Here is a 26,239-nt window from a genome sequence, read left to right as displayed (position 1 = left end):
GGCGGCCCTGGCGAGGACTCCAGGGCCAGCCTTCCCGTCGGGGCAAGTCAGCCGGCTCAGGCCTTCTTGGCTTCCACCTTCTTGTGGTGATGGTGGTGGTGATGGCGGTGATGCTTCTTGTGGTGCTTGTGGTGATGATGATGGTGGTGGTGATGCTTCTTCGCCATCGGAGCTGCGTCCGCGCTGCTGGCGCCGATGATCGGCAGCGAGACAGCAAGGGCGAAAGCCAGCCCGAGAGCCGACAGGAGGGACTTCTTCATGACTTCGTTTCCTTTTCTGCGCGGGCTGAATTTGACCGCCACCGAGCAAGATCGGTGACGTGAACCCCGCAGCCATGACTATCGCCTCCGAACTTTTCGACAGTTTTTCCCGACTGTAGAATTTTGTTTCTGGATTGTGTCTGGCGCCTTCGCAGGCGCAGCAACCGCTTTCACATCGGCGGAACGACGCCGTTGTTGCCGACCACGACCCGGCCGGCGGTCAGCGTGCTGTCGCTGCCACGCTCGGCGTTGACGAACACCACAGCACCAGGCCGGAGGTCGGCCGGCGTCGCCGGCGCGAAGGTTACCACCGGTGTCGTCTGCGGGATCGCGATCTGCTTTTTCTGGCCATTGTCGTAGGTCAGCGTCACCGTACGGCCCGCAATCTCGGTGACATCGGCAACCGTGCCGTTGGTCATCCGGCTGTTGGGCTCGAGATCCCACGGGCGGTCGCCTTCGCCGGCGCCTTTGAGCGCCGCCGGGAAGATCACCACCTCCAGCGCACCGCTGCCGCCATCGGCCTTCGAAACCGAGGCAATGCCGAGGAAATCGCCTTGCTTGATATCCCCGGCGTCCGCCTTGGCGACGCCGGAAATCTTCCACCCCTGACCCAGCGCGATGGCGTCGGTGGCGCCTTCGCGGGTCTTCACCGTCAGCGTCGATCCGGCAAAGGCGGTCACGGTGCCGCGAATGCGCACGGCGTCGGCGGCTTGCGCCGCGACCAGGCTGGCGCCGGCGAGGCCTGAGATCGTTGCGAGCACGATGGCTGATGTCTTCAATGTCATGGGTCTGATCCTCTTGGGGAAAGCTGGCCTAATGCGGTTGCCAGCGACATCAGGCTAACGCGCGAGCGGCCCGAAACCGCTGAACACTTCGGCGTGCGGTCCTTCAAAAGAACTTGATCGCGACGTGCCCGATGGCAGGCGGTTTTTGACGCCGGTTCACGATGCCGTGACGGTCGGTTTGGGTCTTGGCAAATCGCCCTTGAGCGGGCATTGTCCCGGCTCTCAGGCAACACCCTATCATTTGATCCAAAACTCTTTAGCCCATGGAGTTGCCAATGCCCCAAAATGCAAAACACGAACCCTTCTCCAGGCTGGCGGCCGATGTTGCGCTTGAGCACCCCGGCCTTAAAGCCATCCGGGAAACAAAGGGATACAGTATTGAAGAGCTTTCCCTGACCTGCGGTCTGTCGACCAGCGAGATTGCCGACATAGAGAGCGGCAAGGACACCGATCCATCGAAACTTCGCCGGATCGCCGCAGCATTGCAATTGCCGGAAACGGCCCTGATCGATACCCCGGCGCCGACGACGCCTGTGGAGAATCGGTCCGTTTCATAACAACGACGCCAAGGCGTCTCTCGACAAGCTCGCCATGGTTTGCCCTGGCGAGCTTTTTTATGCACGACAAAATGTCACTTTTTGCTCGGATCGTCCGCCGGGTTGACGTAGGTGATCGCGAACGGCCCCTCGCCATGAACCTGGACAATCGTATCGCTTGTCGTCCAAGCGTAATGGTTCATTCCCTGCGGGGCAACGCCGAAGCCGCCGGAGGTCAGTTCGATGCCTTTGGTCTCGTCGAGTTTGTCACCCATTCCGATATGAAAATTGCCGGAAATCACCGTCACATATTCCGAGGTGGGATGATTGTGCGCGGCAATCTTGTAGCCGGCCGGCAGCTTCAGCCGCAGTACGTAAATGCCATTCTTTGAAGGATCTCCGGCGATGACAGCCAGGTCCGCGCCAGCAGGAAGGACAGCGGGAGCGGGACCCCATTTGATATCGCCCACGTTTATCGGCATATCGTCGGCAAGCACCGCCGTCGTTCCGATAAGCAGCAGCGCCAGAGCCGAGGCGAGTTTGAGCATGATGATCTCTCCAGTGGATCGTAGGAGCTCAGCATCAGCGCCGGCCCTGATCCATTGCGACCTACCAAGGCAGCAGCCCGAACACATCTCCCGCACGGGGGATGCGCCTTCCGTTGCTGACATGCGGCGCGACCCGCCAGGCTTGGCATCGCTGGAGCCGTCGAGGGGTGGCGAGGTTGCCGGCGATCGAGCGTGAAGCTATCCAGTGTGAACGCTAACCGCATTTTCGAATGGGACGATGCCGAGATGAGCCTTGAATCCGTGCGCGCCTTCCTGGCTGTCCATGCGCCCGATGTCGAAGTCCTGGTGACGGAAGCGAGTTCTGCGACAGTAGCGCTGGCGGCGGCGGCGCACGGCGTGGAGCTGGCGCAGATCGCGAAGACCATCTGCCTGCGTGTCGGCGAGCAGACCATGCTGATCGTGGCCGGCGGCCTATCGAGGCTCGACAACCGCAAATTCAAGGACCGCTTCGGCGGCAAGCCGCGCATGCTTGACGCGGATGAGGTTGTCGCCGCCACAAGTCATCCTGTCGGCGGCGTCTGTCCGTTCGGCCTGCCGGCGCCGCTGCCGGTCTATTGCGACGTCTCGCTGCGTGCCTTCGATGAAGTCCTTCCCGCCGCCGGCGCCACCAACGCCGCCATACGGCTCAGCCCGCAGCGCATGGCCGAGATCGTCAACGCCGAATGGGTGGATGTGTGCCAGTAAACTGTTGAGGTGACTTGAGAAGAGGAGATTTGGAGGCAAGTCCATGTTTTAGATTGGTCGGAGTGGCGGATTCGAGCTAACGGCTGGGCAGCAGGTTGCTAAGGCTGCTCGATATCGTCTATGGCGAAACCCCGTGGGTCTTTGGCACCAGAAGCATAGGTGATCATTTTGACTGTTGGCAAATGGCTACGCGTGAAAAGCCCGTTTCGGTCCAAGCTGCCATCAAGCGTGACCGTTGGGCGCAATACCTATGGCGTGAGCCGAAAGAAAGTCCTTGCAACTTCCGAACTCGCTCCGCTGACCGTCGGGGCGTTTTGTTCGATCGCCGGCAACGTCAGCTTTATGTGTTCCGGGGGGGCTCATTCCCCTTGGGCCGCAACCACATTCCCGATCTACAGCCGCATGATGGACTCAGTCGATCTTACTCAGAATAGCGGCAAACCCGTCGGCATTACCATCGCCAACGATGTCTGGATCGGCCGCCATGCGATGATCATGCCGGGCGTCCACATTGCCGATGGCGTCATCGTTGCGGCCGGCGCCGTTGTCACCAAGGATGTGCCGCCATACGCGATCGTCGGCGGGGTCCCGGCCAAGCTTATCCGCTATCGCTTTTCACAGGACGTCATCGCGAAATTGCTGGCGATCCGGTGGTGGGAATGGAGCGACGAGAAGATCAAGCAGGAGGCTGCTTTTCTCACGGGCCCCATCGAGCCTTTCATCGAGCGGCACGGCAGCATGACGTCGTAAGAAAGGCATTTTGCGAGTGGCTGCGATGCGGCTGAGAAATCGCGTGTCGCGCTTGTCCGCGGCAGCTTTGGCCTCCGGAGGGTTGAGGCCGCAGTGGATGCCTGGCTGGCAAGCGACGAGGGCAGGGCGTATGCGCCGGCGAAGAAATCGGCCGGGGAGTTCGCCGCGATGATCGAACGCTTAAAGAGGGCCAGCTAGCCTGGAACCGTGTTCTTGCATGGATTTGGGCCGGCTTTCCGCCCACAGATTCGTGGTCGACGTCCCCGAAACCCATCGACTGACCATTTGACCGGTGCTCAAGCGATCACCCCGCCCGTGCTCATTCGGCACATCCCACAAGTATGGACTTTGACAGAAATTGAAGCACTATGCGCTCGTTCGACGGCGGCCGGGCCGGGTGGCTGGATTTTTAGGGGCTAATAATGTCCGACGAGACATCCGTGAAGCTGATAAAAATCCTTTGGCGCTTGGACTACGATCTAAGTTATGCCGTCTACGATAAGAGGGGAGCGTGCATTCGAACTCTGCTAGACACAGTTCCGGATTTTCTGACCAAAGTTGGAGAGGCTCGAGCTGAAAATCGGGTTAGCGGAGAGACAGAGGACAGTGCACCAGCCATAAACATTTCAATTGATCCAAATTCAATTTCCGGGGCTATCGAATGGCCATTCGGAACCGCCCTCGTTGGAGTCTTGCAACACACGGCATTCCGCAACGTCAATAAGGTTGCATCCGAGTTGATGGCCATAGCCGAAGTAGCCAAGGTTAAGCGGTTTGGGATACGTTTTATCGTGCTGATCAAGAGTGCCAAGCTTCCGCTGCGCTTTGGAAGTGTCGACCATATGTTTGATGAAGGGGCTTCAAAATCGATTCGCGATATCCTGGGTGACATCAAGGATGCGGCCGTTATTGTCGAGGGTAAGGCGGAAGACAGCGTAAATTATCGGGTATCGTATGGCCCTTTTGCTCAAAAAAATATCGATATGCACTTGGCTAAGACCAAGGACGACATAGATCCGGAATATTATTCTGATTACAATGCGGTCGTTGATTTGGACCTCTTTGAGTTAGATTTTTTCCTTCTAGAGAAATCGTTGTTTCGGTGGTCGTCGACTAAGGTTGATAAAGCCGAAAAGCTAGTGCAAAGTGTTTTGGGTGGAAAAGGAAGGTAGCGGTGGTGCAATCAGCCAGAAAGTCGACTGAGGCGGATGTGGCTATCGACGGTGTCTTGTTTAGCCAAGGGCGCAACCATCGGAATACCGATCTGAAGCGTTCCATGCAAACTACGCCTGTCGAGGCCTTTCAGACTGGTCATCTCACTGAGACAATGACGTCTTCAGGCGAGGTTACTCAAGTCGGTCGTCGTCAGCGCTCGACAACGCCCCAAGCCAGCATGCACGCTGAAACGTCCAACAGAGCGAAGGCCGTTATTTCCCAGGTCGGAACAGAATTTATTATTCTTGACTGCTACCTTCCTTCAGGGAACTTGCTCGTCAAATTTCCGATCACCTTGATCGACGAGGACCTTCGAGTCTTTGGTCAGCCGGTTTGGATCTCTCTTGGTTCTGACGGGGGTTACAGGATACCTCAGATTAGTCCGCGCGACATCGACCAGCAGCCGCGCCTGGACGGGATGGAATCGCTCGAAATGTGGGTTGAGAGCGGTTGTCCTTAACTTTCCGGTTTTTGAATGTGGGACACGGCAGTTCCACGATCGTCGAATTCGACGATGGTTCGAAAAAGCATTTTGGGGTAGTCGACAGTAATGCAGAAGCTGACAGCGAGCCTCGGGCGCTTGAGGTCCTCCGCACCTTGGGCGCGACAGAGCTGTCATTCTTATGTCTGACTCATCCTCACAGAGATCACTATTCGGGCCTGTACGCCATAGGTAAGCACTTCACCGGAAAAGTCGGCCAGTTCTATTCTTGTCCGATGGGTGACCTTGTTGCAAACACGCGAAGGCGAGCAAAGCTAGCCGCACACCTAGTCAAAATCGCTTCGAGAACAGACGGGATGTCAGAGCGTACAGCGGCTTTTGAATTTCTTCAGATAATAAAGTGGGCATCGACACAAGAGAATTTCTGGACTGAGTGTGCGGGTGAAGAAAATACGATCGGGCCGTCTGGATTTTCGCAAGTCAGCATTCAGACAGTGTTGCCGTTGAAGGTGTCAAAGGGAGAATACATTGGTCGCATCGAGAGAGATGACCCAAATATGTTCGGCAACTTGGATGACAACGATATTAGTTTGGCAATTCGATTCAGCTATGCAGGGGTTGACGTAGTTCTCGGAGGCGACGGAACGCTGAACAATTGGCGCAGTCGCCGTAATCGGTTCGAACGAAATGTTGGTCGGCGTATCATGGCAAGTGTTGTCAACCTCCCGCACCACGGCTCACAACACGATTCGGCACCTGAGGTACTTGAGAACCTCTTTACAATAGGGGGTGACCGCTACGGTGTCACCTCAGCAAATGGACATTCACATCCGTCTCAGGACGTCATCGAGTGGCTTTCTAAACAAGGCATCTCGCCATTCTGCACAAACCTCATGCCCGCATGTGGTGCAAACGCTAGCAAGCTATTTGCGATGCCCGGCATAAGTCCCGAATTGGCCGCGATATTGCGGCAAACGGCCTTGTCGGGTGGTGTGATCCAGCCGTGCCAGGGCGACATAACTCTCAGGATCGAATCTGCTGGGAATTTTGCCGTTGTTCCTCAGCATAGTAGCTTCTGCGGATACAGAAGCTCGTTTGCAAGCCTGTTTCCGGCTGGGCCTTAATGGGCCGGCGTTACCCTTGACGATACCTAGGGCGGTGATGAGAGGGAAATTGCCAAGGACCCACTGGGGGTAAGTCCTTGTTTTAATTGGTCGGAGTGGCCGGATTCGAACCGACGACCCCTTGACCCCCAGTCAAGTGCGCTACCGGGCTGCGCTACACTCCGGACCGCGCAAAGCCATATATTTTCAAGGGTTATGGTGCAAGCGCTAAAACGGCGCGTTGGACCGGAAAAGTCGCCAGGCGTTCGGCCTTGTCGGCGCAACGCCAAGACGGTATGGCTCGCCCAATACCGATCAGAAGGGTTGCGCGTGGCAAGTTCCTGTTTTTTTCTAGCGGCTGACGCCAACTATTTCCCGTATGCATGCTTGGCGGCGCGCAGAATTCTGGACGTTTCGGGAGAAGCAACGCCAGGCTTCATCCTCCATGTCGGCGCACGTGATGCCGATATGCGTGTTGCTGACCGCCTGCTGAAGAACCGCCTTCGCATAATGGACGTATCGGCGTTGTTTGCGCAGGCCGGCCATACTTTCCGGCCAAGCAATGTCGGCACTTTTGTCCGGCTTTTCGCCGACCAACTGCCTCAATTCGCGGACTACGACCGCATCGCCCATGTCGATTGCGATGTTCTGTTCAATCGAGATATCGGCGACCTAGTGGGCCAGACACTTCATGCTCCGTTGTTGGCCGCTCACGACGATTATATGTATTTCCGCCCGGGCTACCGGAACAAATTGTCGATGCAGGCGGGGGCTCCTTATTTCAACGCCGGCATCATCGTCTTCAACATGCCGCTGGTGCGTGAACAGGGTCTCTTGCACCGCGCCAGAGAGGTGGCCGTCGCAGGGCAGTTGAACGATCAGAATGCGCTGAACATAGTCTTCGAGGGAAAGTGGCAGACGATGCATCCCAACTGGAATCTGATGTCCAACCTCACAAAGGAGTATCGATTTTCCCAGGCGTATGCCCGGCATTTTGCTGGCGGCAAGCCATGGGGAACCCAGGCGGGCGTGGAGCTCGATGCGCTGGCGGTCTGGCGGGAACTGGCAAAGGATACGCCATGGGCAGCGCCTTTCCGGCAGCGCATCCCATTCGAACGAGGTGTTGTGAAGCGGCTGACCCGCAGGCTTGACCCCATTGCCGGTTCCCTCCTGAACAAGGGCATCGCCAGGAGCCGCGCGCGCTACGATGGCCGAAAGATGCATGAGATGTACGCCGCGCAAGCGATTGCCGGCGAGATGGCCGTCAGTTTCCCAGAAGTGCTTGGGGGCTTTGGCTGAGACTGTACACTGCGACAGCGCCAAGGAACACATTATCCCCAATGATGGCATCAAGTGTGACTAGACTTAGGGGCACGCAGAGATTACTTGGCAGATTTTGCGCTGTGAAGCGCCACCAAATTTGACAAGGCTGGCTATGTTGAAGGAAAGCTATTTCGAGTTCACGGTGCGCTGGCACTTGTATCGCAAGTGGCACATGCCCCCTAAGCCGAACCGCCAAGCCGAATACGACTTCCACCGGGTAATGAAGACTGCTCCGGCCGGGGGTCTGTTTATCGACTTCGGAGCGAATGTCGGCGATGTCACGCGGCATGCCCTCAACTATGGAATGAAGGTTATTGCTTTTGAGCCCGATCCCACCGCTCGGAAGGTTTTGACGAAAAGGTTTGGCCAAGACGATAGAGTGACAATCATCCCTAAGGCGGTCGGAGGATCAGCGCGAACGGCTCGATTTTACCAGCCGTCTGGCATTGACAATATCGGCCGAACCGAAGGTTCATCCCTTATCGAGACACCGCTGCACGTGAACGGGAGCATCTTTGAGATCGAGGTGGTGGATGTAGTCCAGTTTCTGCAGGGACTTCATGAACCGATCGCTGTCGTCAAGATGGACATAGAAGGGGCTGAAGCGGAGTGCATCGAAGCCATCCTCAATGCTGGTATTCATCGTTCTATCGGACAGGTCCTAGTCGAAACACATGAACGGTTTTCGCCGGGCTTGGCCGACAGGATCGGCCAGTTGCGCCAGCGGATTTCGCGGGAAGGCATTCGAAACATCAATTTGGACTGGGGTTAAGTCCAGACCCGATGGTTAGGGATCGAAAGCCTTCGGGTTGGAATTGCACTCCGTTCGGGTCGACGCCGGTTGCCCACGCAAGAGCTCACCGGTCAGATCATGACAATTCGGTTCTGCGTCCCGTCCAGATAGGTCGTCCAGACATGGTCCGAGAACAACCGGCGGTAGTCGATTTCGCTTGATGGTCCCTTATAGGAAGCGCCGCCGACATGGAGCAGCGCCTTGTCGAGGATCTGGTATTTCGCATCGACTTCGCCAAGATGAAGGGGGAGGCTGCTCTCCGTCGCAAATTCGAAATCCTCAGACGGAAGTCGCGAATAGATCGGGTTCCAGTTGCCGCCGCCGGTGTCGAGACCAATCTGCCCTCTCCCCCTGAAATCGAGAGGCAGGTGCTCGACATCGCGATATCTGAAAAAGCAAAGCCCTGCCCAAAGGAACCAACCCTTGTCGTCGGCAGCCTTCTTGAATTTGTAGTTGGAGGCAGAGACGAGCCTCAACCCGTAGCCAGTCTTGCGTCCTAGGCGTTCAGCGAAGTCCAGTGGCGCGATCGGCAAGCAGTCATGATCGAGGAAGCCAAAGGCCTTTGGCTTCAGGTGACGCACGATGTTGTAGTAAATCCAGTTCATCGAGATGCCATGCGACCGGCCCCCTTTGCGCTCCGGATTGCCCGGCAAGCCGAAATAGGGAACGCCTCGAATTTTGCAAATTTTTTCGATGGACTGCCGTGCCGCCGGGGATGTCGAATTGTCGACGACGACAAGGATCATGCCGTTGGAATATTTCTGCCAGCCCTTTGTGAGAGCGTCGATCACCCACGGAGTGTTGAATGAGACAACGAAACAAAAGCTGCTTTCGTCCGCTTTGCCCAACCCTTCAGCAAAGCTACGGCCTGTGGCGGCGCCCTTCTGCCGAAAATACCGGTATTTAAGCCAATCACGTGTCCTTATGGCGCTATAGACAATTTCGTTGCTGCGAAACGCCCCAACAAATTTTTTTGAAAGTCGCAAAGCGCCACCACTCGTAATATGTCCTCAAGAACGTGGAACGTTTAGGTTATGGAGCGGTGATCGACAAGGCTGTTCTGGGAACAAGCCGCCACCGCCCTCAACCCCCGCTGATGCCTGTATTCCAGCGCGATTGCCCCCCAGATCAGGCCGAGCAGCAGGTAGACGTGGCGCCAGTGGTCGATGTCGATGAAGGTGCCGAGCCCGATATTGCCGATGAAGGCGACGTAGGCGCAGAGCAAATAGGGTTGCCACGGCCGGTCGCGCAAAAGGATGCGGAAGCCGGCGGCGATCGTCCACAGCGTCAGCGACAGGAACGAGACGAAGCCGAGCCAGCCATAGTCCATCAGCGTCTTTAGCCAGATGTCATGTGTATCTTCGCCAAAAATGGTGCCGAACACCAGGGGTCCGATGCCGAGCGGATGTTCGAGCGCCATCTGGAAGCCGATCGTGTAGCGGGCGAAACGGCCAAGCCGCGCCGTGTCGTAGCTTTGCTCCAGCTGGGCACGGCTGGAGAACATCTCGCTGACGCCGGGCAGTTGCAGGATGACGATCATCGCGACCACCAGCAGTGTGACAGCCGCAATGGTCATGATAACGACGCGCAGCCGGAACTTGCCGCTGTTGCTCTGCAGGAACAGTGTCCCGGTGAGCAGGATCGCCGAGACGGCGAACATGCCCCAGGCGCCGCGCGAGAATGAGAAGAAGATGCCGGCGGTGATGATTAACAGCGGCACCGTCAGAAGCGGCATGCGCGAGATCGACCCGGTCAGAAGCAGATAGAGCAGATAGATGCCGGGCAGCACCAGAAACGGCCCGAACACGTTCGGATCCTGGAAGGCGCCCTGGGCACGGTCGTATCTGGTGAAGATGTCGGCGCCGGGGAAAGCATGGAAATAGCCGGCAATGCCGAGCAGTGCCGTCGCCACCGCGGAGCAGACGTACGCGATGAAGATCAGCCGGTAGAGGCTGGGTTGCACCGCCGTCACCGAGGAGAAGAACACTGCGGTGAAGGCGAGGAACAGCGAGACGGCGAGATAGAGCGGCGTGTTGGCGAGATCGGCCATCTGCGTCATCGCAATCATGCCGCCGATGTTCATCGTGATCAGCAGCACCAGCAGCGGCACGGCCGCGCGCGATATGCGCAGGCCAAACAGCGCCCACACCCCGATCAACCCGACCATGAAGAGATCGTAAGGCGCCGGCTCATCGATGACGAAGCCCGAAAGGAAGACGCCAAAAAACACCGCGCCCGAGGATATCAGTGCGATCAGCTTGGCGTTGACCGCCGAAGGCGGCAACGTGTTGACCGCTGAGGACGGCAACGTGTTGACCGCGGCCCGCGGCAAATCATGGGAAATCGCGCTCAATAGGCGTTTTCCGTGTTGAGCAGCCGCAGCGGCGTCAGGAACAGGATGCGCAAGTCGAACAGCATCGACCAGTTCTCGATGTAGTAGAGATCGTACTCCGTGCGCATGCGGATCTTTTCATTGGTGTCCATCTCGCCGCGCCAGCCATTGATCTGTGCCCAGCCGGTGACGCCGGGCTTGACCTTGTGGCGGGCGAAATAGCCGTCGACCACCTCGTTGTAGAGCAAATTGTGCGATTGCGCGGCGATCGCATGCGGGCGCGGACCGACCAGCGACAGCGAGCCGAGCAGCGAGTTGAAGAACTGCGGCAGTTCGTCGATCGAGCTCTTGCGGATGAAGCGGCCGACCCGGGTGACGCGCGGATCGTTCTTGGTCACCGTCTGCTTGGCGCTCGGGTCAGAGCGGTCGGTGTACATGGAGCGGAATTTATAGACTTCGACGATCTCGTTGTTGAAGCCATGCCGCTTCTGCTTGAACAGCACCGGCCCCTTGCTGTCGAGCTTGATGGCAATGGCGGTCACCAGCATCACCGGTGAAAACAGGATGATGCCGATCAGCGAAAAGACGATGTCGAAAGCGCGCTTGGCGACCGAGTCCCAGTCGTTGATCGGCCTGTCGAAGATGTCGAGCATCGGCACCGAGCCGATGTAGGAATAGGCGCGCGGGCGAAACTGCAGCGCGTTCGAATGCGCCGAGAGTCGGATGTCGACCGGCAGCACCCAGAGTTTTTTCAACAGCTGCAGCACCCGCGTTTCGGCAGTCAGCGGCAGCGACACGATCAGCATGTCGATGCGCGCGATGCGGGCGAATTCCATCAGCTCCGAAATGGTGCCGAGCTTGGGATAGCCGGCCACGATCGGCGGCGAGCGCTTGTCGCCGCGGTCATCGAAGATGCCGCAGATGCGGATGTCGTTGTAGGGCTGCTTTTCGACCGAGCGGATCAGCATCTCGGCCGCCTTGCCGCCGCCGACGATAACGGCGCGGCGTTCCATGCGTCCATCGCGCGCCCAGCGTCGGATCAGCTTCGACATCACCAGGCGGAGGCCGAACAGCAGCAGCAGGCCGACAACGAACCAGGTGCCGAACAGCAGGCGTGAATAGTCCTCCGACATCTTCATGATGAAGGCTGTCAGCGCCATCAAGGCGAAGGTGCCGGCCCAGACCATCAGCACCCGGCCGAGGTTGGAGATCGGCCGCATCAAGGCGGAGATTTGGTAGCAATCGCTGACGTCGAGCAGCACCACGGCCAGGAAAGAGGCCGCGGCGATGGTCAGCGGATATTGCCAGGCGAGGTAATTGAAGAAGCCGACAAAATGGAAGTAGAGCGCGAGCCCCGACACGAACAGCAAACCGAATTCGACGATGCGCAGCACGCCGCTGACCATGACCGGCGACATCGTATCGCGGCGGTATTGCGACGCGACCTGGCGGGCAACACTGTTCATGCCGCCGGGCGTGGGGCTCTCGGCAGGACCGTCGAATTTGCGCACCGCATCGGCCGAGAAGCGGCGCGTGGGGTCGGTCTCGTTCATCGGGTTTCCCACAAGCTTCCGCCATGACCATAGCAGAAGAGAGCTAAAAAAACCTTGAGACAACTTGTGGTTTTGGGAGGTCGTCTATTTGCTGAGCGCGGCGAAATAGGCCTTTTCGATGTCGGCGGCCATCACATCGGCGCCGAATCGCGCCTTGAGGCTCACGATATCGGGCATGGCGCCCCGGTAGGCGTCGAGGTCGCGTAGCGCCTCGCCCATCTTGTCGCCGAGTTGGCGCGGATCGGGACGGATCAGGGCAGGGGAGCCCTCACCGAAGATTTCGGGTATGCCGCCGACGGCGGTGGCGATCATCGGCCTGCCGGCGGCCAGCGTCTCCAGCACGATATAGGGCATGGCTTCCGCGCGCGACGGCACGACCACGAGATCGGCCAGTGCAAAGGCGTCCCTGGCTGGCATTGGCGGCAGGAAGCGAACCTGTTTTTCCAGCCCCAGCCGTTTCACCTGCGTGTGGTAGCGTGGCAGGTCGTCGCCGTCGCCGACCATGACTGCGGTCAAGCGACGCTCGAGCCGCGTGCCGGCCAGCGCCAGCGCTTCGATGAAGATGTCCGGGCCTTTGAGGTCACGCATCATGCCGATGTAGAGCAGGTCGGCTGCGTCGGGCTGTGTGACCACCGGCTCGAACTCGGCGGCGCGCAGGCCGTTATATACCAGCGTGTTCGGGATCGGCGGCTCGCCGACCTTCCTGCGGTAGGTCCGCCGCTCATAGTCTGAGACGAACAGCAGGCAGTCGGTGAAGCGCGCCATGAGGCGCTCCAGCGCGAAGAACAGCTTTCCGGTGGTCGTCGTTTCGTCATAGTGGAGGGAGCCACCATGCGGCGAATAAAGGCGGGCTACGCGAGACCTTGATACCCGCAACAATGAGCCGAACAGACGGGCATAGGCGCCACCTTTGGCGCCGTGCCCATGCAACACGTCCGGCCGCAATTCCTTGATGATTCGATAGGTGCGCCAGGCCGAGGCGAGGTCGCCCGGTCCGACATGGCGCTGCATTGGTGTGCGATGGATACCCAGCGCCAGGCTGTCCTTCATCTGATCGAACAGGCGTTCCTCGTATTCGCCGCCTGTGGTCGAATCACAGACGATGCCGACGACGTGCCCGGCGGCGAGCTGCGCCTCCGTCAGATCGCGCACATGCCGGAAGATCCCGCCGACGGGTGAGCGAAAGCAGTGGACGATCCTGAGCTGGTCCGCCACGTTGATGTCAGAACAGGCGTTCGCGAACGTAGACGGTATCGCCGGGCAGCAGTGGATCGGAGGTGACCACCCGTCCGGTCATCACCTTGCCGTTGATGTCGCGGGTGATGTCGACGCTTTCCTGGTTGGCGCGCGGCGAGAAACCGCCGGCAATCGCAATCGCCTTCTGTACGGTAAGCCCCGGCACATAGGAATACTGGCCGGCCGCGCCCACTTCGCCCATGACGAAGATCGGCCGGTAGCGGTCGATCTCGACCGACACGTCGGGGTCGCGCAGGTAGCCCTGGCGCAATTTGTCGGCGAGCTCTTTTTCCAGCTGCTGGGCCGTGTGGCCGCGTGCCGGCACCGCGCCGACCAGCGGAAAGGACATGTAGCCGGACTGGTCGACGCTGTAGGTGTTGGTCAGCCCGTCCTGCTCGAACACGGTGACGCGGACACGGTCGCCGGCGCCGAGCCGGTAGGGCTGGTCGAGCACTTCGTGGAAGGCCGCCGGCGTCGGCCGGTAGCTGGAGCAGCCGGCGAGCATCGACACGGCCAGCAGAGCGCGGAACAGACCAGCAGCGCTTTTCATGATCGGACACACACCTTCGTCGCTGTGGCCGCCATGGCGCGGCGGCAAACCTTAAGGATCTGAGTTTGTTATCATCCTGTTAGGGTTAATGGCCGGTAAAGGGATGCGGCCGATTTGGCGGCAATCGACAAAAAGCCGTATAGTTTTGCTGGCTTTGTTTACCGCCTATCAGCAAACCCTAACGGCTGCTTACCGCCATCTTAACACCTGAGTTACCATAGTTGTTTACGGTACTTACTAGACTCATGTTCCGGAGCAGGAATGCATGTCCGTTCAGTCCGCGGCCGCAGATGTCGATATCGACCTGAGACAGCTCTTCGCCAGTCTGGCGAGGAACTGGCTGCGCATCCTTGTGGTCACGCTCATCGTTACCGGTCTCGCCTTCGCCTTCGCATGGCTTGCTACGCCGCACTACAAGGCGACGACGCAACTGAAAATCCAGCTGAACGAATCGTCCTATACGCGGCCTGCCGGCACCAATGAAGACGACAAACCTGTGCTCGATGCGGAAGGTGTAGCAACCGAGGTTCAGGTCATTTCCTCGTCCGACATTCTCAATAAGGTGGCTGAAGATCTGAATCTGGGCGACAAGCCCGAGTTCAACGATGCGCTCGACATGTCGCCGGTGAGCTGGCTTCTGGTCACTGCTGGCCTGAAAAGCGATCCGGGAGAGATCCCGCTCGATGAGCGCGTGCTGCAGAAGATGCGCGACAAGCTCAATGTCTATGGCGTGGAAAAGACGCGCGCCATCGCCGTCGAATTTTCCTCGGAAGATCCCGAGCTTGCCGCCAAAATCCCGAATGCCATCGCCAAGGCCTACCTGGCCTACCAGGCGGATGCAAAGACCAAGTCCAACGCCGCCGCGACCGCCTTCCTGGGGCCGGAGATCGACGAGTTGCAGAAGCAGGTGAGGGATGCCGAGGCCAAGGTCGCGGCCTTCCGTTCCGCCCAGTCGGACCTGTTGATGGGCGGCAACAATTCGGTGCTGGCGACACAGCAATTGTCCGAATTGTCGACCGAACTGTCGCGTGTGCGCGCCAACCGCGCCTCGGCCGAGGCGACGGCCGAAAGGGTCCGCCAGGCCCTGCAGAACGGCGGCTCGCTGGACGCTGTACCCGAAGTGCTGTCTTCCGATCTGATCCAGCGGTTGCGTGAGCGTCAGATCGAGCTCAGGACCAACATCGCCGATCTTTCCACCACCTTGCTCGACAACCACCCGCGCCTGCGGGCGCTGAGGTCGCAGTTGGCCGATCTCGACGGCCAGATCCGCATCGAGGCGCAAAAGGTCATGCGCGGGTTGCTGACGCAGGCGCAGACCGCCCAGGCGCGCGAAAACCAGCTCATCTCGGACGTCAACAAGCTGAAGGCGGCGTCGTCGCGCGCCGGCGAGGAGCAGGTCCAGCTGGATGCGCTGCAGCGTGAGGCGAACGTCCGGCGCCAGCAGCTTGAATCCTATATGACAAGTTTTCGCGAAGTGTCCTCGCGCAAGAACTATCTGCCGGTCGATGCCAGTGTGTTTTCCGCGGCGCGCGTGCCGTCGGAGCCCTATTTCCCCAAACTTGTCCCGATCGTTGGCGCTGCTTTCGTCGGCTCGCTGTTGCTGATGTCGATCATTACGCTCTTGCAGGAGCTGTTTTCGGGCCGCGCCATGCGTCCGGCCCCCGGCGCTCGCTTGGAGCGCATCGAACAGGTTGCGATGCCGGCCATGTCGGCGCCCGCCGTTGAGCCGGAATCGGCGGCGGCTGCGACCGAGGAAGTGGAAGATCGGCGCGCGGACATGGAGTCCGAGCTGGAGCCCAAGCCTGAGCCCGAGCCGGCTCCCGCAGCGCTGGAAGAAGCAGCGGTTGTGGACGCCGAACCGATGCGCTCCAGCCTTGGTGAGATCGATGTCGAGAAGGCCGCGGAAAAGCTGATCGCCAGCGGCGCGGCGCGTGCCATCTTCGTGTCGCCTGAGGGCGATGAGGCAGCCGCCTCGGCGGTGCTGGTGGCGCGCGAAGTCTCCGACGCCGGCCTGCGCGTGCTGCTGCTCGACCTGACCGCATCGGGTGCGGCCTCGCGGCCGATGCTGGACAGCGGGCTTTTCCCCGGCATCACCAATCTGCTGGCTTCGGAAGCGCAGTTCAGCGACGTCATCCACGCCGACCTCTATTCGGACTGCCATGTCGTTCCCGTCGGCACCGCCGACCCGGTCCGCGCCATGCGCGCCGCCGACCGGCTGCCGATCATCATGCAGTCGCTGACCACCGCCTATGATCTGGTCATTGTCGAATGCGGACCGGCCGACGCGCACGGTATCAGCCGACTGGTCGGCGACAGCACCGAGGTTTTTCTCTCCATGCTGCAAGCGGACGATGAGGTGGCGCAGGCCGCCGTCAAGCTGATCGAAAGCGGCTATCCCGACCTCACGCTGGTGACGCCGGTAGGCCATGAGACGCCGGGAAACCCCGTGCCGGGACGACGTAGCGCCGCCTGAGACATCAGACAATTCTACTTAGGCGGCGCCCACCAGTTTCTTGCAGAGTCGATCGTCCATTGCGCGCCGGCTCCCAAAAACCAAAGCTGTCAGCTGCGCGGTGTGAAGAAGCGCAAGCGCCTGGCCAAGCCTGTCAGGCTGCGCCGGAATCTACCCTAACTCCAGGGTCGTCACGCCAAATATTCGGCGCGAGTCGATCTTCGGAGGCGGGCCTTTGTACATGCGGGTGGTGGTGAAGGTCGGCCTGAAACCAATCGCTGCAAGCGCCGTAGTGAAATCGATATTGTCGGCTGGAACGTCGATATGCAGGTCGCCGCCTTCGCATGCACCAGCCAGACCGCCCAAGAGTTGCATCGCGGTCTCGGTGTCGTCGGCAAACAGCGGGCCGATCTTGTAACCCGAACGGCAGGGACGAGCCACGGCGTAACCTATAGTACCGCGTGGACTGATCGCGGCGAACCCGCAATGCGGTGGCTGTGCCCAACGGTGCAGGAAGGCTCGCCGAGGTGCGGGGAAACAGCGGGCGTCATAGGCGATGATGTCGGGCACGAGTTGCGTGGTTATCATGCGCACCCCTTCGCTTCGGACGGGCGGGGCCGCGGTACGGCCGCTGAAGCGGATGGTTTCGTAAGCTGGCCTGAATCCCTTACGCCGGTAGTTAGCCAACTGCGCCGCGACGCCGTCGAGGCCGACCGTTCGGCCGGCCAGCCTGGCCATGCCGACGCTCCAGACCGCTTTGCCATGGCCTTGGCCGCGCACATCTGGTCGGCAGATGTAGAGACCGATGAAACCGAAATTGCTGCCATAGGCGACAGCCGATATGGCTGCGACCAACTCGTTGCCGACAAAGGCGCCGATGAAGCCTTCAGGGTCGGTTGGCTGAAACGCGGTGGCATCGTCAAGGCCAGGGTTCCAGCCTTCGGCGGCCGCCCAGTCGATTAGAACGGCCAGTTCTTGCAGTGACAGCGCACGGATGGTCGGCTTCATGGCTCACTCCGCGGCGATAGTCCCGGGCGAGAAGGATTTCAGCACGCCGCGGTAGGACTTGGCCAGCGGGCTGGCATAGGCACCGCGCTTCGAGGTCGACAGCCCCAAGGCGATCAGCGCCTCGGCCTGCTTGACCGCCGCGCCGACGCCGTCGATGACCGGCAGGTCGAACTCCTCCTGCAATTGGTGGGCGAGGTCGGCCATGCCGGCGCAGCCGAGGACGATGGCCTCCGCGCGGTCCTCCTCAATCGCACGGGCAATCTCGCCGCGCAGTTTCTCGACGGCGCCCGACGCCGGATCTTCAAGTGCAAGGACCGCAATGTCGGCGGCGCGTACGCGGGCGCGACCGGCCATGCCGTAGCGCTGCACCAGCCCCTCGACAGGGACACGCGAGCGTTCGGTGGTCGTTACGACTGTGAAGCGCTGGGCAATGTACGAGGCGACACTGAGTGCGGCCTCACAGATGCCGATGACCGGAATGGAGGCCATGGCGCGTGCCGCATCCAGGCCCGTATCGTCGAAGCAGGCGATGATGGCGGCCTGCGCCCCGGCCCGTTCGCCGGCAGCGATCTCCATCAAAAGGCCGGGCACGGCCAATGCCTCGTCATAATAGCCCTCGATCGAGGCCGGACCCATCGAGGAGGTGACCGCGATCACCTCGGTCAAGGCGCCGGCGACGCCGCGCGCCGCTGCCGCGATCGTATCAGTCATGCTCGCCGTCGTGTTGGGGTTCACCACCAGTATCTGCACAATCAAACCCTGGCCCGCCTGCGGCCGACATAGAGGATGGCGCCCAGTGTGGCCAGGATCACCAGGAAGGAGAACACGGTGGTCACCGTGCCCAGTGCGTAGAGCACCGGCGTCGTGACATTGGTGGTCATGCCGTAGATCTCGAGCGGCAGCGTGTTGAAGGTGCCCGACGTCATCAGCGTGCGGGCGAACTCGTCATAGGACAGCGTGAAGCCGAACAGGCCGACGCCAATCAGGCTCGGCGCGATCATCGGCAGCACGACATGCGCGAAGGTCTGCCAGGAGTTGGCGCCCAGGTCACGCGCGGCTTCCTCATAGGCGGGCGAGAAGCGGTTGAAGACGGCGAACATGATGAGCACGCCGAAGGGCAAGGTCCAGGTCAGGTGCGCGCCGAAGGCTGACGTGTACCAGGCCGGGCGGAAGCCGACCTGCTGGAAGACCACGCCGATGCCCAACGATATGATGATCGAGGGTACGACGAGGCTGGCGACCGCCAGGTAGAACAACGCGGTGGCGCCACGAAATTTTTGCCGGAAAGCGAGCCCTGCCAGCAGCGACACGACGACGGTGACGATCATCACCATCAGGCCGAGCACGAGCGAGCGCTTGAAGCTGCCGCCGAAATCGCCGACCGCCTGGCGCTCGAACAGGTTGGCGAACCAGTGCAGCGACACGCCATTGAGCGGGAAGGTGAGGCCGCCGGTCTCGCCTTGGAAAGAAAGGATCAGGATCGCCGACAGCGGGCCATAGAGGAACAGGACGAACAGAGTGAAGAAGGCCGCAAGCACATAGAATTCGAAGGTGCGTTTTTCGTGGCTCACCTCAAAGCTCCTTGCGGATGTCGACGATGCGCAGGATGCCGGCGACCATCAACAGCACCAACACCAGCAACACCACGGCATTGGCGGCGGCTGCGGGATACTGCAGCAGCGACATCTGGTTCTTCATCATCAATGCGACCGACGCGCTCTGGCCGCCCGACATCACCTGCACGGTGGAGAAATCGGCCATCACCAGCGTGACGACGAAGATGGTGCCGATCGCCATGCCGGGCTTGGCCAGGGGGATGATGACGTTCCATAGCACCTGCCAGCCGGACGCGCCGGCATCGCGCGCGGCCTCGACCAGCGAGCGATCGATGCGCATCAACGTGTTGAAGATCGGCGTCACCATGAACAGCGTGTAGAGATGCACCATGGCCAGCACCACGGCGAATTCCGAATAGAGCAGCCATTCGATCGGCTTCGGCACCAGCCCCATATGCACCAGCGTCGAGTTGATCAGCCCGTTGCGGCCAAGAACCGGGATCCACGAGATCATGCGGATGATGTTGGAAGTCAGGAACGGCACGGTGCAGACCAGGAACAGCACCATCTGCATGGCCGTAGTGCGGATGTGGAAGGCCAGGAAATAGGCTACCCAGAAGCCGATGAACAAGGTCAGCGCCCAGACGATGGCAGCGAATTTGATGGTGTTGAGATAGGTCTTCCACGTCACCCAGGAGCCAAGCACGTCGGAATAGTTGGTGGTCAGCAAATCCGGATACATGGCGGCGAAGTCGTAGTCCCAGAAGGAAACGACGACGATCATGATGATGGGTAGAAGCAGGAACGCACCGAGGATGAGCGCCAGCGGCGCTGACTGCAAATAGGGCGTGACGGCACCGTGCGAGAAGCGGCGGCGCTTGCTGGGATTAGCGGCGGCGATGGCGGGGCGTTCAAGCGCGACTGTCATCAATGCTCTCGGGTTGGCGATGCGGCCTGAGCGGGGCCCCTTCTCCCAGAAACGGGAGAAGGGGTAGAGGAGGGGCGCTGGCTGTTCCCTTACGCCGCGATAAACTCATTCCAGCGCTTAACCATGTAGCGGTCCTCGTCCATGACCGAGTTCCAGCAGGCGACCTTGCCCATGCGTTCTTCGAACGAGCCGCCGTCGCGCACGGCGCCGGCCTTTTCCATGACGGTGCCATCCGGTGCCTTGATCTCGCCCTTGGCGGGCTTGCCCTCGATCCAGTAGCCCCATTCGTCCTCGGACATGAACTTCTTGGCCGAGACCATATTGGCCGAGTAGTAGCCTTGGCGATTCAGATAGCCGCCAACCCAGCCTGACGTATACCAGTTGATGTATTCGTAGGCCGCGTCGAGCTCGGCGCCCTTGAGATGGGCGGCAAGGCCAAGGCCGCCGCCCCATGAGCGGTAGCCTTCCTTGAGCGGCTGGAAGCGGCAGGCGATGCCCTTGGAGCGCACGGCAGCGACGGCCGGTGACCACATCGACTGGATGACCACTTCGCCCGATGCCATGAGGTTGACGCTCTCGTCGAACGACTTCCAGAACGCACGAAACTGGCCGGCCTGCTTGGCCTTGATCAGGAAGTCGATCGTCTTGTCGATTTCTTCCTTGGTCATGTTGCCCTTGTCGGCATATTTGATGTTGCCGGTGGCCTCCATGATCATGGCCGCATCCATGATGCCGATGGACGGAATGTTGAGGATAGCTGTCTTGCCCTTGAAGGCCGGGTCCATGATGTCGGCCCAGGTGGTGATGTCGCGGCCGACGAGGTCGGGCCGGATGCCCAATGTATCGGCGTTGTAGATGGTGGGCACCATGGTGAACCAGTTGGTCGGCGCCTTGGCGAAGGTCTTTGAGTCCTGCGCCTCGACATAGCCGACGGTGTGCGGCGCGGTGCCCTGGGCGATGACGCTATCCGCAGTCAGCTTGCCGGTTTTGAACAGCGGCACCAGCTCGTCGTAGTATTTCAACTTGCTGACATCCATCGGCTGAAGCACGCCGCTCGGGAACACCTTCTTGCAGATCCAGTATTCGATGTCGGCGATGTCGTAGCTGTCGGGCTGGGTCACGGCGCGCTGGGCTGCGGCATCGGAATCGGTCGCCGTCATTTCCAGCGTGATGCCGAGGTCGGCCTTGCACTTGTCGGCAATGGCATTCAGGTTCGACACGCCGGTGCCGAACTGGCGCAGCGTGATGTTGGACTGCGCCCAGATGGTCGGGAAGCCTGGGATGACGCCCGAACCTGCGGCGAGGCCGACGGCGGCGGCACCCGTCTTGAGCAGCGAGCGGCGCGAAATGCCAGTCTTGGTTTCTATAGTGTTTGTCATGCTTATTCCCCTGTTTTGTTTTGCTTCGTTGAATTCATGAATGAATGCGCCCGAGGACGATGGCGTCCTCGGAATCCCACGCGAGCGGTACGGCGTCGCCAAGAGCGACGGGTCGGGCGAAGAAGTCGGAGTCGTCGATGATGACGGTGAAATCGTCGATACCGGCGCCGGTGATCGACAGCTTCACCGTGGCGCCGCGATATTCGATGTTGGAGACGATGCCGGTGAAGCCGAGGCCGGGCGAGGGTGGCTCGCCGATGCGCACATGGTCGGTGCGGATCGCGATGTCGATCGAGGCTCCCGCTTCCTGGCCTCGTCCGCAGGCAGCGAGCGAGCCGCCGCCATTGACGTCGAATACGACCATGCCGTCGCGCTCGCAGGTGACCCGGCCGGATATGACATTGTGGTCGCCCATGAAGCGCGCGACGAAGGCGGTGGCCGGCCGCTCGAACACCTCGCGCGGGGGGGCGGCCTGTTCGATGCGGCCGTCATTCATCACCACGATCAGGTCCGCCAAGGCCATGGCCTCCTCCTGGCTGTGGGTGACGTGGACAAAGGTTATGCCGAGCGAGGTCTGCAATTTCTTCAGTTCGGCGCGCATGCGTATCTTCAGGAACGGGTCGAGCGCCGACAGCGGCTCATCGAGCAGCAGCGCCTCGGGATCGGTGATCAGCGCGCGGGCCAGCGCCACGCGCTGCTGCTGGCCGCCGGAAAGCTGCGCAGGCCGGCGCGTCGCATAGGCCTCCATCTGCATCAGCTTGAGCATGTCGAGTGCCTTGGCGCGGCGCTGCTCCTTGTCGACGCCCTTCATCTTCAGGCTGAAGGCTACATTGTCGACAAGGTCGAGATGCGGGAACAGTGCATAGGACTGGAACATCATCGCCGTGCCACGCTTTGCCGGCGGCAGGTCGGTGACGACGGTGTTGCCGAGGCGGACATCGCCCGATGAAATGCTTTCATGCCCGGCGATCATGCGCAGCGTCGAGGTCTTGCCGCAGCCGGAGGGACCCAGCAGGCAGCAATAGGTGCCTGCCGGTATCTTCAGGCTGATGGCCTCGACGGCGGTCGTCATTCCGTAAACTTTCGAAACGGACACGATGTCGATCTCGGCGGCTTTGGACATCCAGGTTCCTCGTTTGGTCGCATTAATCAAAGCATCATGCGTGCCAGTTCGGGGGCGAGCGGCCAAGCAATTGAATTGTCTGAAAAATCAGGATACCGGATTGTTGCCTATCTGATTGGCTGGCTTGTGCATTGCACAAATTATGGGCGATTGTGCGCGATCTGCACAAGAATCGTATGCAATTATTTTTGCCTTCGTGTCCACTTTGCCTCTCGTGCGGCGCGGACGAGTCGCGCTAGAAGAGGCCGGGAACATCATCGCCATGAACATTGCCGATCAGATCTATTCCGCAGCCGATAGCGCCAATCAGGATCGCGCCCAGGCGATCCGCGACAATCTGCGCGACGCCATCGTCGACCGTCGGCTGGCGCCAGGCACCAAGCTTTCGGAAGGCGAGGTCGGCACGCTGTTTGACGTGTCGCGCACCGTCGCGCGCGCGGCGCTGCAGATGCTGTCCTTCGAGGGGTTGGTGCGTATCGAGCGAAACCGCGGCGCCTTCGTTGCCAACCCGTCGCCCGAGGAAGCCCGCCAGGTGTTCGCCTCCCGCCGGCTGATCGAGCCGGGCATCGCGATCGCTGCTTGCGGGCGGGTCACAGCCACCGATATCGCAGCGTTCCGGGCGCAACTCGACGAGGAGGGCCGCTTCATCGCCGAGCGCGGACCGACCGCTCGGCGCTCAGAAATCAAGGCATCAGGCGATTTCCACCTGCTGCTCGCCTCCGTCGCCGGCAATGCCATTCTCCAGCGCTTCATGGAGGAACTGGTGGCGCGTTCGTCGCTGGTCATCGCCCTTTACGGACGGTCTGGCGTGTCGGCCTGCGGGCACAGCGAGCACACGGAAATTGTCGGCGCGGTGGAGAGCGGCGACTCCGGCTTGGCAAGCCGGCTGATGCTGCACCATATCGACCACATCGAGGCTGATCTCGACCTGCGAGTCAGGGCCGGTCCAGCGCTCCGCGAGGCTCTGAAGTTTTGACGGCTAGTTTTCGTCTTCCGTAGCCGCGGGCGCTGCCTGTCCCGCAGCCTTGCGGCGCAGCATCTTGGTCAGCTTCCAGACCGTCGGGTTATTCTTGATGAAGGCTTTCGCCCGCGCGCCTTGCCGAAGCGCCGACGCAAGGGCGTGTCCCTTCAGCGTCAGGGGCACCAGCACCTCGAAATGCTGGCTCTCGATATCGCACCAGAGCCGCTTGTAGGGCTCGTCGCCGACCGAGAAATCATAGACTTCAAAACCTGTCTCGCAGGCTTCCTGGATGTTGTCGAAGAACAGGAAATCGCCGGGGCTGGTGTGGCCGAGATCGTCCTCGGCAATGGCTCCGAATTCGCAAATCAACCGTTTGCCCGAGCGGCTCGAGCCGGTGATGGCGCGCAGCTTGCCGGCGACCTCAAGCCCATGCAGCACGAAGGACGGCTTTTCTTCGGTGAGCGCGCCGGCGAACAGGGCGCGGAAGAACGCGCGCACCTCCGGCTCACCAAAGACATTGGCGATGCCCATTTTGCGGAAGCGGAATTCCTTCATCTCGAAGAAGGCGTCAAGCAGCCTGTTCACGTCTTCGGGGGTCCGTGCTTCGATGCGGCGATGACTGCCGACAGCCTCGAACTTGCGCGTCTGCGAACGGTGCTTTTTGCGCTTGCGCTTGCCGCTCGCGCGGGCGAGCAAGGCATCAAAACCTCCGGCCAGATCGACAGCAAGCGACAGATTGGGGCTCGCAAAATTGGAGAATGTCGCGAGCGGATTGGCAACGCCATCAAGGTCGGGCAGCAGCCTTTCCAGCGCTACAAGGTCGATATCGGGACGCGCCTTGCCGATCGCCGTCACCAGCCTGCGGATCGCCCCGGCATCGGTCTTTGCCAGCCATGCTGGATCGGCGGTGGCGAAATTGCCGTTGGCGTGGCGTCCACCCATGAAGCGGGCAACGCGGAATGGACCAGTTCGCGTGATTTCTAGTGCCAGTGCAAAGACCGGCCTGTCCTCGATTTTCAGCGTGGCGATGACGGCATCGGGATTGGCCTGCGCCGTCCAGGCGCGGACCCATTCAGCGCTCTGCGCCGGCGCAAACAGCGCCGAACCGCAGAATTCGCCATAAGAAGCGAGTGCGGCAGCGTCGGCGATCGACACCGACTGGCTGGTCTGGTCGGCAGCCGGTGCGCGCGCGGACGCCTTGCTTGCGGCGAGTCGATTGCCGTCAAATGACGCGGTGGCGTCAACCATACCTCAATCCTTAAGGCGTATTCGTCGCGATCAGGGAGTTCGCGTCGGCGCGTTCCGTGCTTGGATCGAGCCTAGGCGCAAAAGGTGAATGAATGATCGACGGCGGGGAGGTAGTTCGGAAACTGGCGCTTAACATCGCCCGCTTTACCGGCCTCGCACCGCTGGCCAAGCCCTTTGTCGGCGGCATCGGCGCCATCCTCATGTTGCATCGGGTCACCGCCACGCCGGAGAAGCCCGACGGCGTCAACCGCCACCTCAACATCGCTCCGCGATTCCTCGACGCTCTCGTCGCCGATATGAAGGCGAGGGGGTACGCCTTCGTCACGCTCGACGAGGCGATCGAACGCATCAAGGCCGGCGGCAAGGACGGCCAGTTCGCCAGCATCACCGCTGACGACGCCTATCGCGACAACATGACGGAGGCGCTGCCGGTGCTGGAAAAGCACGACGCGCCGATCACCATATACGTCGCGCCGGGTCTGATCGACGGCAGTGCGGATTTGTGGTGGGACGTCGTCGAGGACATCGTCAACGCGCGCGACCGGCTGACGCTGGCGACACCGAAGGGGCCATTGACGATTGACTGCTCGACCCACGGCAAGAAACTCCAGGCCAATGCGCGCCTGCACGCCTACCTGACGCTCGAGGTGCGCGAGGAGGATCAGCGCGCCGTACTGCGCGATCTCGCGCGCTCGAACGGCATCGAACTCGATGGCTTGCGCTCAAGCACGCTGATGACCTGGGACGATATACGCGCCATGGCCGGGCACAGGCTGGTGACGATCGGCGCCCATACGGTCAACCATCGCAATCTGAAGCGGCTCGACGAAGCCGACGCGCGCCATGAGATCGGCGACGTCAGGCGCCAGCTGCAGGCGCAGCTCGGCGAAGAGCCGCGCCATCTCGCTTACCCCTATGGCTATGCCAGCGCTGTCGGCTGCCGCGAAGTGGGCTTTGCCCGCGACGCCGGCTACGCCTCGGCGGTGACGACCCGACATGGTGTGTTGCATGCCGAGCATGCCGGCTTCCTGCACGCGCTGCCGCGTATCTCGGTCAATGGCCGCTACCAGAGCGTCGCCCACATCCGCACCATGCTGTCAGGGGTGACGACGCCGCTGGCCAATGCCGGCAAGATGGTGGTCACGATCTAGCGCTTCAGCCCTTCGGCCGCGGCTCCAGGATCAGCCATTTGATGATGCCCATCGCCGGCAGCACCCAGAACAGGCCGCTGAACAGGAAGAACAGGAAATGCACCAGCGGGCCGGATTGCGACAGCTGCGCCACCGCTATGATCGACGCGACCAGCGCATAAATGATGACCAGCGCCACCAGCAGGAAGGTTCCGATCAGCTTTTTCAGGCGGATGGGCATGAGGCGTTCTCGTTGATCGCCTTCGCTTAGGCCCAAGCGGGCGCCTGTGCAACCTGTGACTTGCGGCGCGACGGCGTGCCGC

The 26,239-nt window shown here is 60.7% G+C and carries 27 protein-coding genes and 1 tRNA gene; 11 read left to right on the top strand and 17 right to left on the bottom strand.

Features of this window, described 5'->3' with window-relative positions:
* Positions 1 to 56: 56 nt before the first annotated feature.
* Together H0241_RS26120 and H0241_RS26115 are read right to left on the bottom strand one after the other, a co-directional pair.
* The gene (locus H0241_RS26120) at positions 57 to 260 is read right to left on the bottom strand and encodes a hypothetical protein (RefSeq protein ID WP_181060715.1); all 204 of its coding nucleotides are present in this window, start codon (positions 258 to 260) and stop codon (positions 57 to 59) included.
* Positions 261 to 430: 170 nt separating this feature from the next.
* Positions 431 to 1,045, bottom strand: coding sequence for a hypothetical protein (locus H0241_RS26115; RefSeq protein ID WP_181060714.1), 615 nt, complete (start codon positions 1,043 to 1,045; stop codon positions 431 to 433).
* Between the two features lie 275 nt (positions 1,046 to 1,320).
* Between H0241_RS26115 and H0241_RS26110 the strand changes: the two genes are divergently transcribed.
* Positions 1,321 to 1,602, top strand: a complete 282-nt coding sequence (locus H0241_RS26110; RefSeq protein ID WP_181060713.1) for a helix-turn-helix domain-containing protein — start codon at positions 1,321 to 1,323, stop codon at positions 1,600 to 1,602.
* A 74-nt stretch (positions 1,603 to 1,676) separates the two neighbouring features.
* Here the strand turns inward: H0241_RS26110 and H0241_RS26105 are convergent, their stop codons facing one another.
* The gene (locus H0241_RS26105; RefSeq protein WP_181060712.1) at positions 1,677 to 2,129 is read right to left on the bottom strand and encodes a cupin domain-containing protein; all 453 of its coding nucleotides are present in this window, start codon (positions 2,127 to 2,129) and stop codon (positions 1,677 to 1,679) included.
* A 246-nt stretch (positions 2,130 to 2,375) separates the two neighbouring features.
* On the opposite strand from H0241_RS26105, the gene H0241_RS26100 reads away from it, so the two are divergent.
* The 5 genes from H0241_RS26100 (at position 2,376) to H0241_RS26080 (ending at position 6,365) form a co-directional block, all read left to right on the top strand.
* Positions 2,376 to 2,834 (top strand): YbaK/EbsC family protein, encoded by a 459-nt coding sequence (locus tag H0241_RS26100; protein WP_181060711.1) that lies wholly within the window; start codon positions 2,376 to 2,378, stop codon positions 2,832 to 2,834.
* 159 nt (positions 2,835 to 2,993) lie between these two features.
* Entirely contained in the window at positions 2,994 to 3,584 is a 591-nt protein-coding gene (locus H0241_RS26095; protein ID WP_328824829.1) for a CatB-related O-acetyltransferase, read from the top strand.
* A gap of 422 nt (positions 3,585 to 4,006) precedes the next feature.
* A complete protein-coding gene (locus tag H0241_RS26090) occupies positions 4,007 to 4,756 on the top strand; it encodes a hypothetical protein (protein ID WP_181060710.1) in 750 nt (249 codons plus the stop codon).
* 2 nt (positions 4,757 to 4,758) lie between these two features.
* On the top strand, positions 4,759 to 5,259 hold the full coding sequence (locus H0241_RS26085) for a hypothetical protein (RefSeq protein ID WP_181060709.1): 501 nt from the start codon (positions 4,759 to 4,761) through the stop codon (positions 5,257 to 5,259).
* A gap of 338 nt (positions 5,260 to 5,597) precedes the next feature.
* Positions 5,598 to 6,365, top strand: a complete 768-nt coding sequence (locus H0241_RS26080; protein WP_181060708.1) for a ComEC/Rec2 family competence protein — start codon at positions 5,598 to 5,600, stop codon at positions 6,363 to 6,365.
* An 87-nt stretch (positions 6,366 to 6,452) separates the two neighbouring features.
* Here H0241_RS26080 and H0241_RS26075 read toward each other — a convergent pair.
* Positions 6,453 to 6,529 (bottom strand) — tRNA-Pro (locus H0241_RS26075).
* Between the two features lie 145 nt (positions 6,530 to 6,674).
* Between H0241_RS26075 and H0241_RS26070 the strand changes: the two genes are divergently transcribed.
* Together H0241_RS26070 and H0241_RS26065 are read left to right on the top strand one after the other, a co-directional pair.
* The gene (locus tag H0241_RS26070) at positions 6,675 to 7,643 is read left to right on the top strand and encodes a glycosyltransferase family 8 protein (protein WP_181060707.1); all 969 of its coding nucleotides are present in this window, start codon (positions 6,675 to 6,677) and stop codon (positions 7,641 to 7,643) included.
* Between the two features lie 136 nt (positions 7,644 to 7,779).
* A complete protein-coding gene (locus tag H0241_RS26065; RefSeq protein ID WP_181060706.1) occupies positions 7,780 to 8,439 on the top strand; it encodes an FkbM family methyltransferase in 660 nt (219 codons plus the stop codon).
* Between the two features lie 92 nt (positions 8,440 to 8,531).
* On the opposite strand, the gene H0241_RS26060 is transcribed toward H0241_RS26065, so the two are convergent.
* From H0241_RS26060 to H0241_RS26040, 5 genes are all read right to left on the bottom strand, one after another.
* The gene (locus H0241_RS26060; RefSeq protein WP_181060705.1) at positions 8,532 to 9,446 is read right to left on the bottom strand and encodes a hypothetical protein; all 915 of its coding nucleotides are present in this window, start codon (positions 9,444 to 9,446) and stop codon (positions 8,532 to 8,534) included.
* 41 nt (positions 9,447 to 9,487) lie between these two features.
* Positions 9,488 to 10,813: an O-antigen ligase family protein gene (locus H0241_RS26055; protein WP_407941776.1), complete on the bottom strand. Its 1,326-nt coding sequence runs from the start codon at positions 10,811 to 10,813 to the stop codon at positions 9,488 to 9,490.
* Positions 10,810 to 12,345, bottom strand: a complete 1,536-nt coding sequence (locus tag H0241_RS26050) for an undecaprenyl-phosphate glucose phosphotransferase (protein ID WP_181060704.1) — start codon at positions 12,343 to 12,345, stop codon at positions 10,810 to 10,812. The genes H0241_RS26055 and H0241_RS26050 overlap by 4 nt, the downstream gene beginning before the upstream one ends.
* Before the next feature lie 84 nt (positions 12,346 to 12,429).
* Positions 12,430 to 13,560 (bottom strand): glycosyltransferase, encoded by a 1,131-nt coding sequence (locus tag H0241_RS26045; protein WP_181060703.1) that lies wholly within the window; start codon positions 13,558 to 13,560, stop codon positions 12,430 to 12,432.
* Positions 13,561 to 13,567: 7 nt separating this feature from the next.
* Positions 13,568 to 14,131, bottom strand: coding sequence for a polysaccharide biosynthesis/export family protein (locus H0241_RS26040; RefSeq protein ID WP_181060702.1), 564 nt, complete (start codon positions 14,129 to 14,131; stop codon positions 13,568 to 13,570).
* A gap of 265 nt (positions 14,132 to 14,396) precedes the next feature.
* On the opposite strand from H0241_RS26040, the gene H0241_RS26035 reads away from it, so the two are divergent.
* Entirely contained in the window at positions 14,397 to 16,604 is a 2,208-nt protein-coding gene (locus tag H0241_RS26035) for a GumC family protein (protein ID WP_181060701.1), read from the top strand.
* Positions 16,605 to 16,754: 150 nt separating this feature from the next.
* Here H0241_RS26035 and H0241_RS26030 read toward each other — a convergent pair whose 3' ends face one another.
* From H0241_RS26030 to H0241_RS26005, 6 genes are all read right to left on the bottom strand, one after another.
* The gene (locus H0241_RS26030) at positions 16,755 to 17,591 is read right to left on the bottom strand and encodes a GNAT family N-acetyltransferase (RefSeq protein WP_181060700.1); all 837 of its coding nucleotides are present in this window, start codon (positions 17,589 to 17,591) and stop codon (positions 16,755 to 16,757) included.
* Between the two features lie 3 nt (positions 17,592 to 17,594).
* Entirely contained in the window at positions 17,595 to 18,341 is a 747-nt protein-coding gene (locus H0241_RS26025) for an aspartate/glutamate racemase family protein (RefSeq protein ID WP_181060805.1), read from the bottom strand.
* 2 nt (positions 18,342 to 18,343) lie between these two features.
* A complete protein-coding gene (locus H0241_RS26020) occupies positions 18,344 to 19,162 on the bottom strand; it encodes an ABC transporter permease (RefSeq protein WP_027049577.1) in 819 nt (272 codons plus the stop codon).
* A 1-nt stretch (position 19,163) separates the two neighbouring features.
* Positions 19,164 to 20,075 carry an ABC transporter permease gene (locus H0241_RS26015; RefSeq protein WP_181060699.1) on the bottom strand — a complete coding sequence of 304 codons (912 nt, stop codon included), beginning with the start codon at positions 20,073 to 20,075 and terminating at the stop codon, positions 19,164 to 19,166.
* 89 nt (positions 20,076 to 20,164) lie between these two features.
* Entirely contained in the window at positions 20,165 to 21,454 is a 1,290-nt protein-coding gene (locus H0241_RS26010) for an ABC transporter substrate-binding protein (protein WP_181060698.1), read from the bottom strand.
* 34 nt (positions 21,455 to 21,488) lie between these two features.
* A complete protein-coding gene (locus H0241_RS26005; protein WP_181060697.1) occupies positions 21,489 to 22,577 on the bottom strand; it encodes an ABC transporter ATP-binding protein in 1,089 nt (362 codons plus the stop codon).
* A 262-nt stretch (positions 22,578 to 22,839) separates the two neighbouring features.
* On the opposite strand from H0241_RS26005, the gene H0241_RS26000 reads away from it, so the two are divergent.
* Positions 22,840 to 23,553, top strand: coding sequence for a GntR family transcriptional regulator (locus tag H0241_RS26000; protein WP_181060696.1), 714 nt, complete (start codon positions 22,840 to 22,842; stop codon positions 23,551 to 23,553).
* A gap of 3 nt (positions 23,554 to 23,556) precedes the next feature.
* On the opposite strand, the gene H0241_RS25995 is transcribed toward H0241_RS26000, so the two are convergent.
* Positions 23,557 to 24,786, bottom strand: a complete 1,230-nt coding sequence (locus H0241_RS25995; RefSeq protein ID WP_181060695.1) for a GNAT family N-acetyltransferase — start codon at positions 24,784 to 24,786, stop codon at positions 23,557 to 23,559.
* A gap of 92 nt (positions 24,787 to 24,878) precedes the next feature.
* Here H0241_RS25995 and H0241_RS25990 point away from each other — a divergent pair, with 92 nt between their 5' ends.
* Entirely contained in the window at positions 24,879 to 25,937 is a 1,059-nt protein-coding gene (locus H0241_RS25990) for a polysaccharide deacetylase family protein (protein WP_181060694.1), read from the top strand.
* Positions 25,938 to 25,941: 4 nt separating this feature from the next.
* On the opposite strand, the gene H0241_RS25985 is transcribed toward H0241_RS25990, so the two are convergent.
* Positions 25,942 to 26,157 (bottom strand): DUF2842 domain-containing protein, encoded by a 216-nt coding sequence (locus tag H0241_RS25985; protein WP_181060693.1) that lies wholly within the window; start codon positions 26,155 to 26,157, stop codon positions 25,942 to 25,944.
* Positions 26,158 to 26,239 lie beyond the last annotated feature (82 nt).

Source organism: Mesorhizobium neociceri (assembly GCF_013520985.1).
Lineage (GTDB): Bacteria > Pseudomonadota > Alphaproteobacteria > Rhizobiales > Rhizobiaceae > Mesorhizobium > Mesorhizobium neociceri.
The sequence above is the reverse complement of the archived record's forward strand: the minus strand, read 5'-3'. Positions and strand labels throughout refer to the sequence as shown.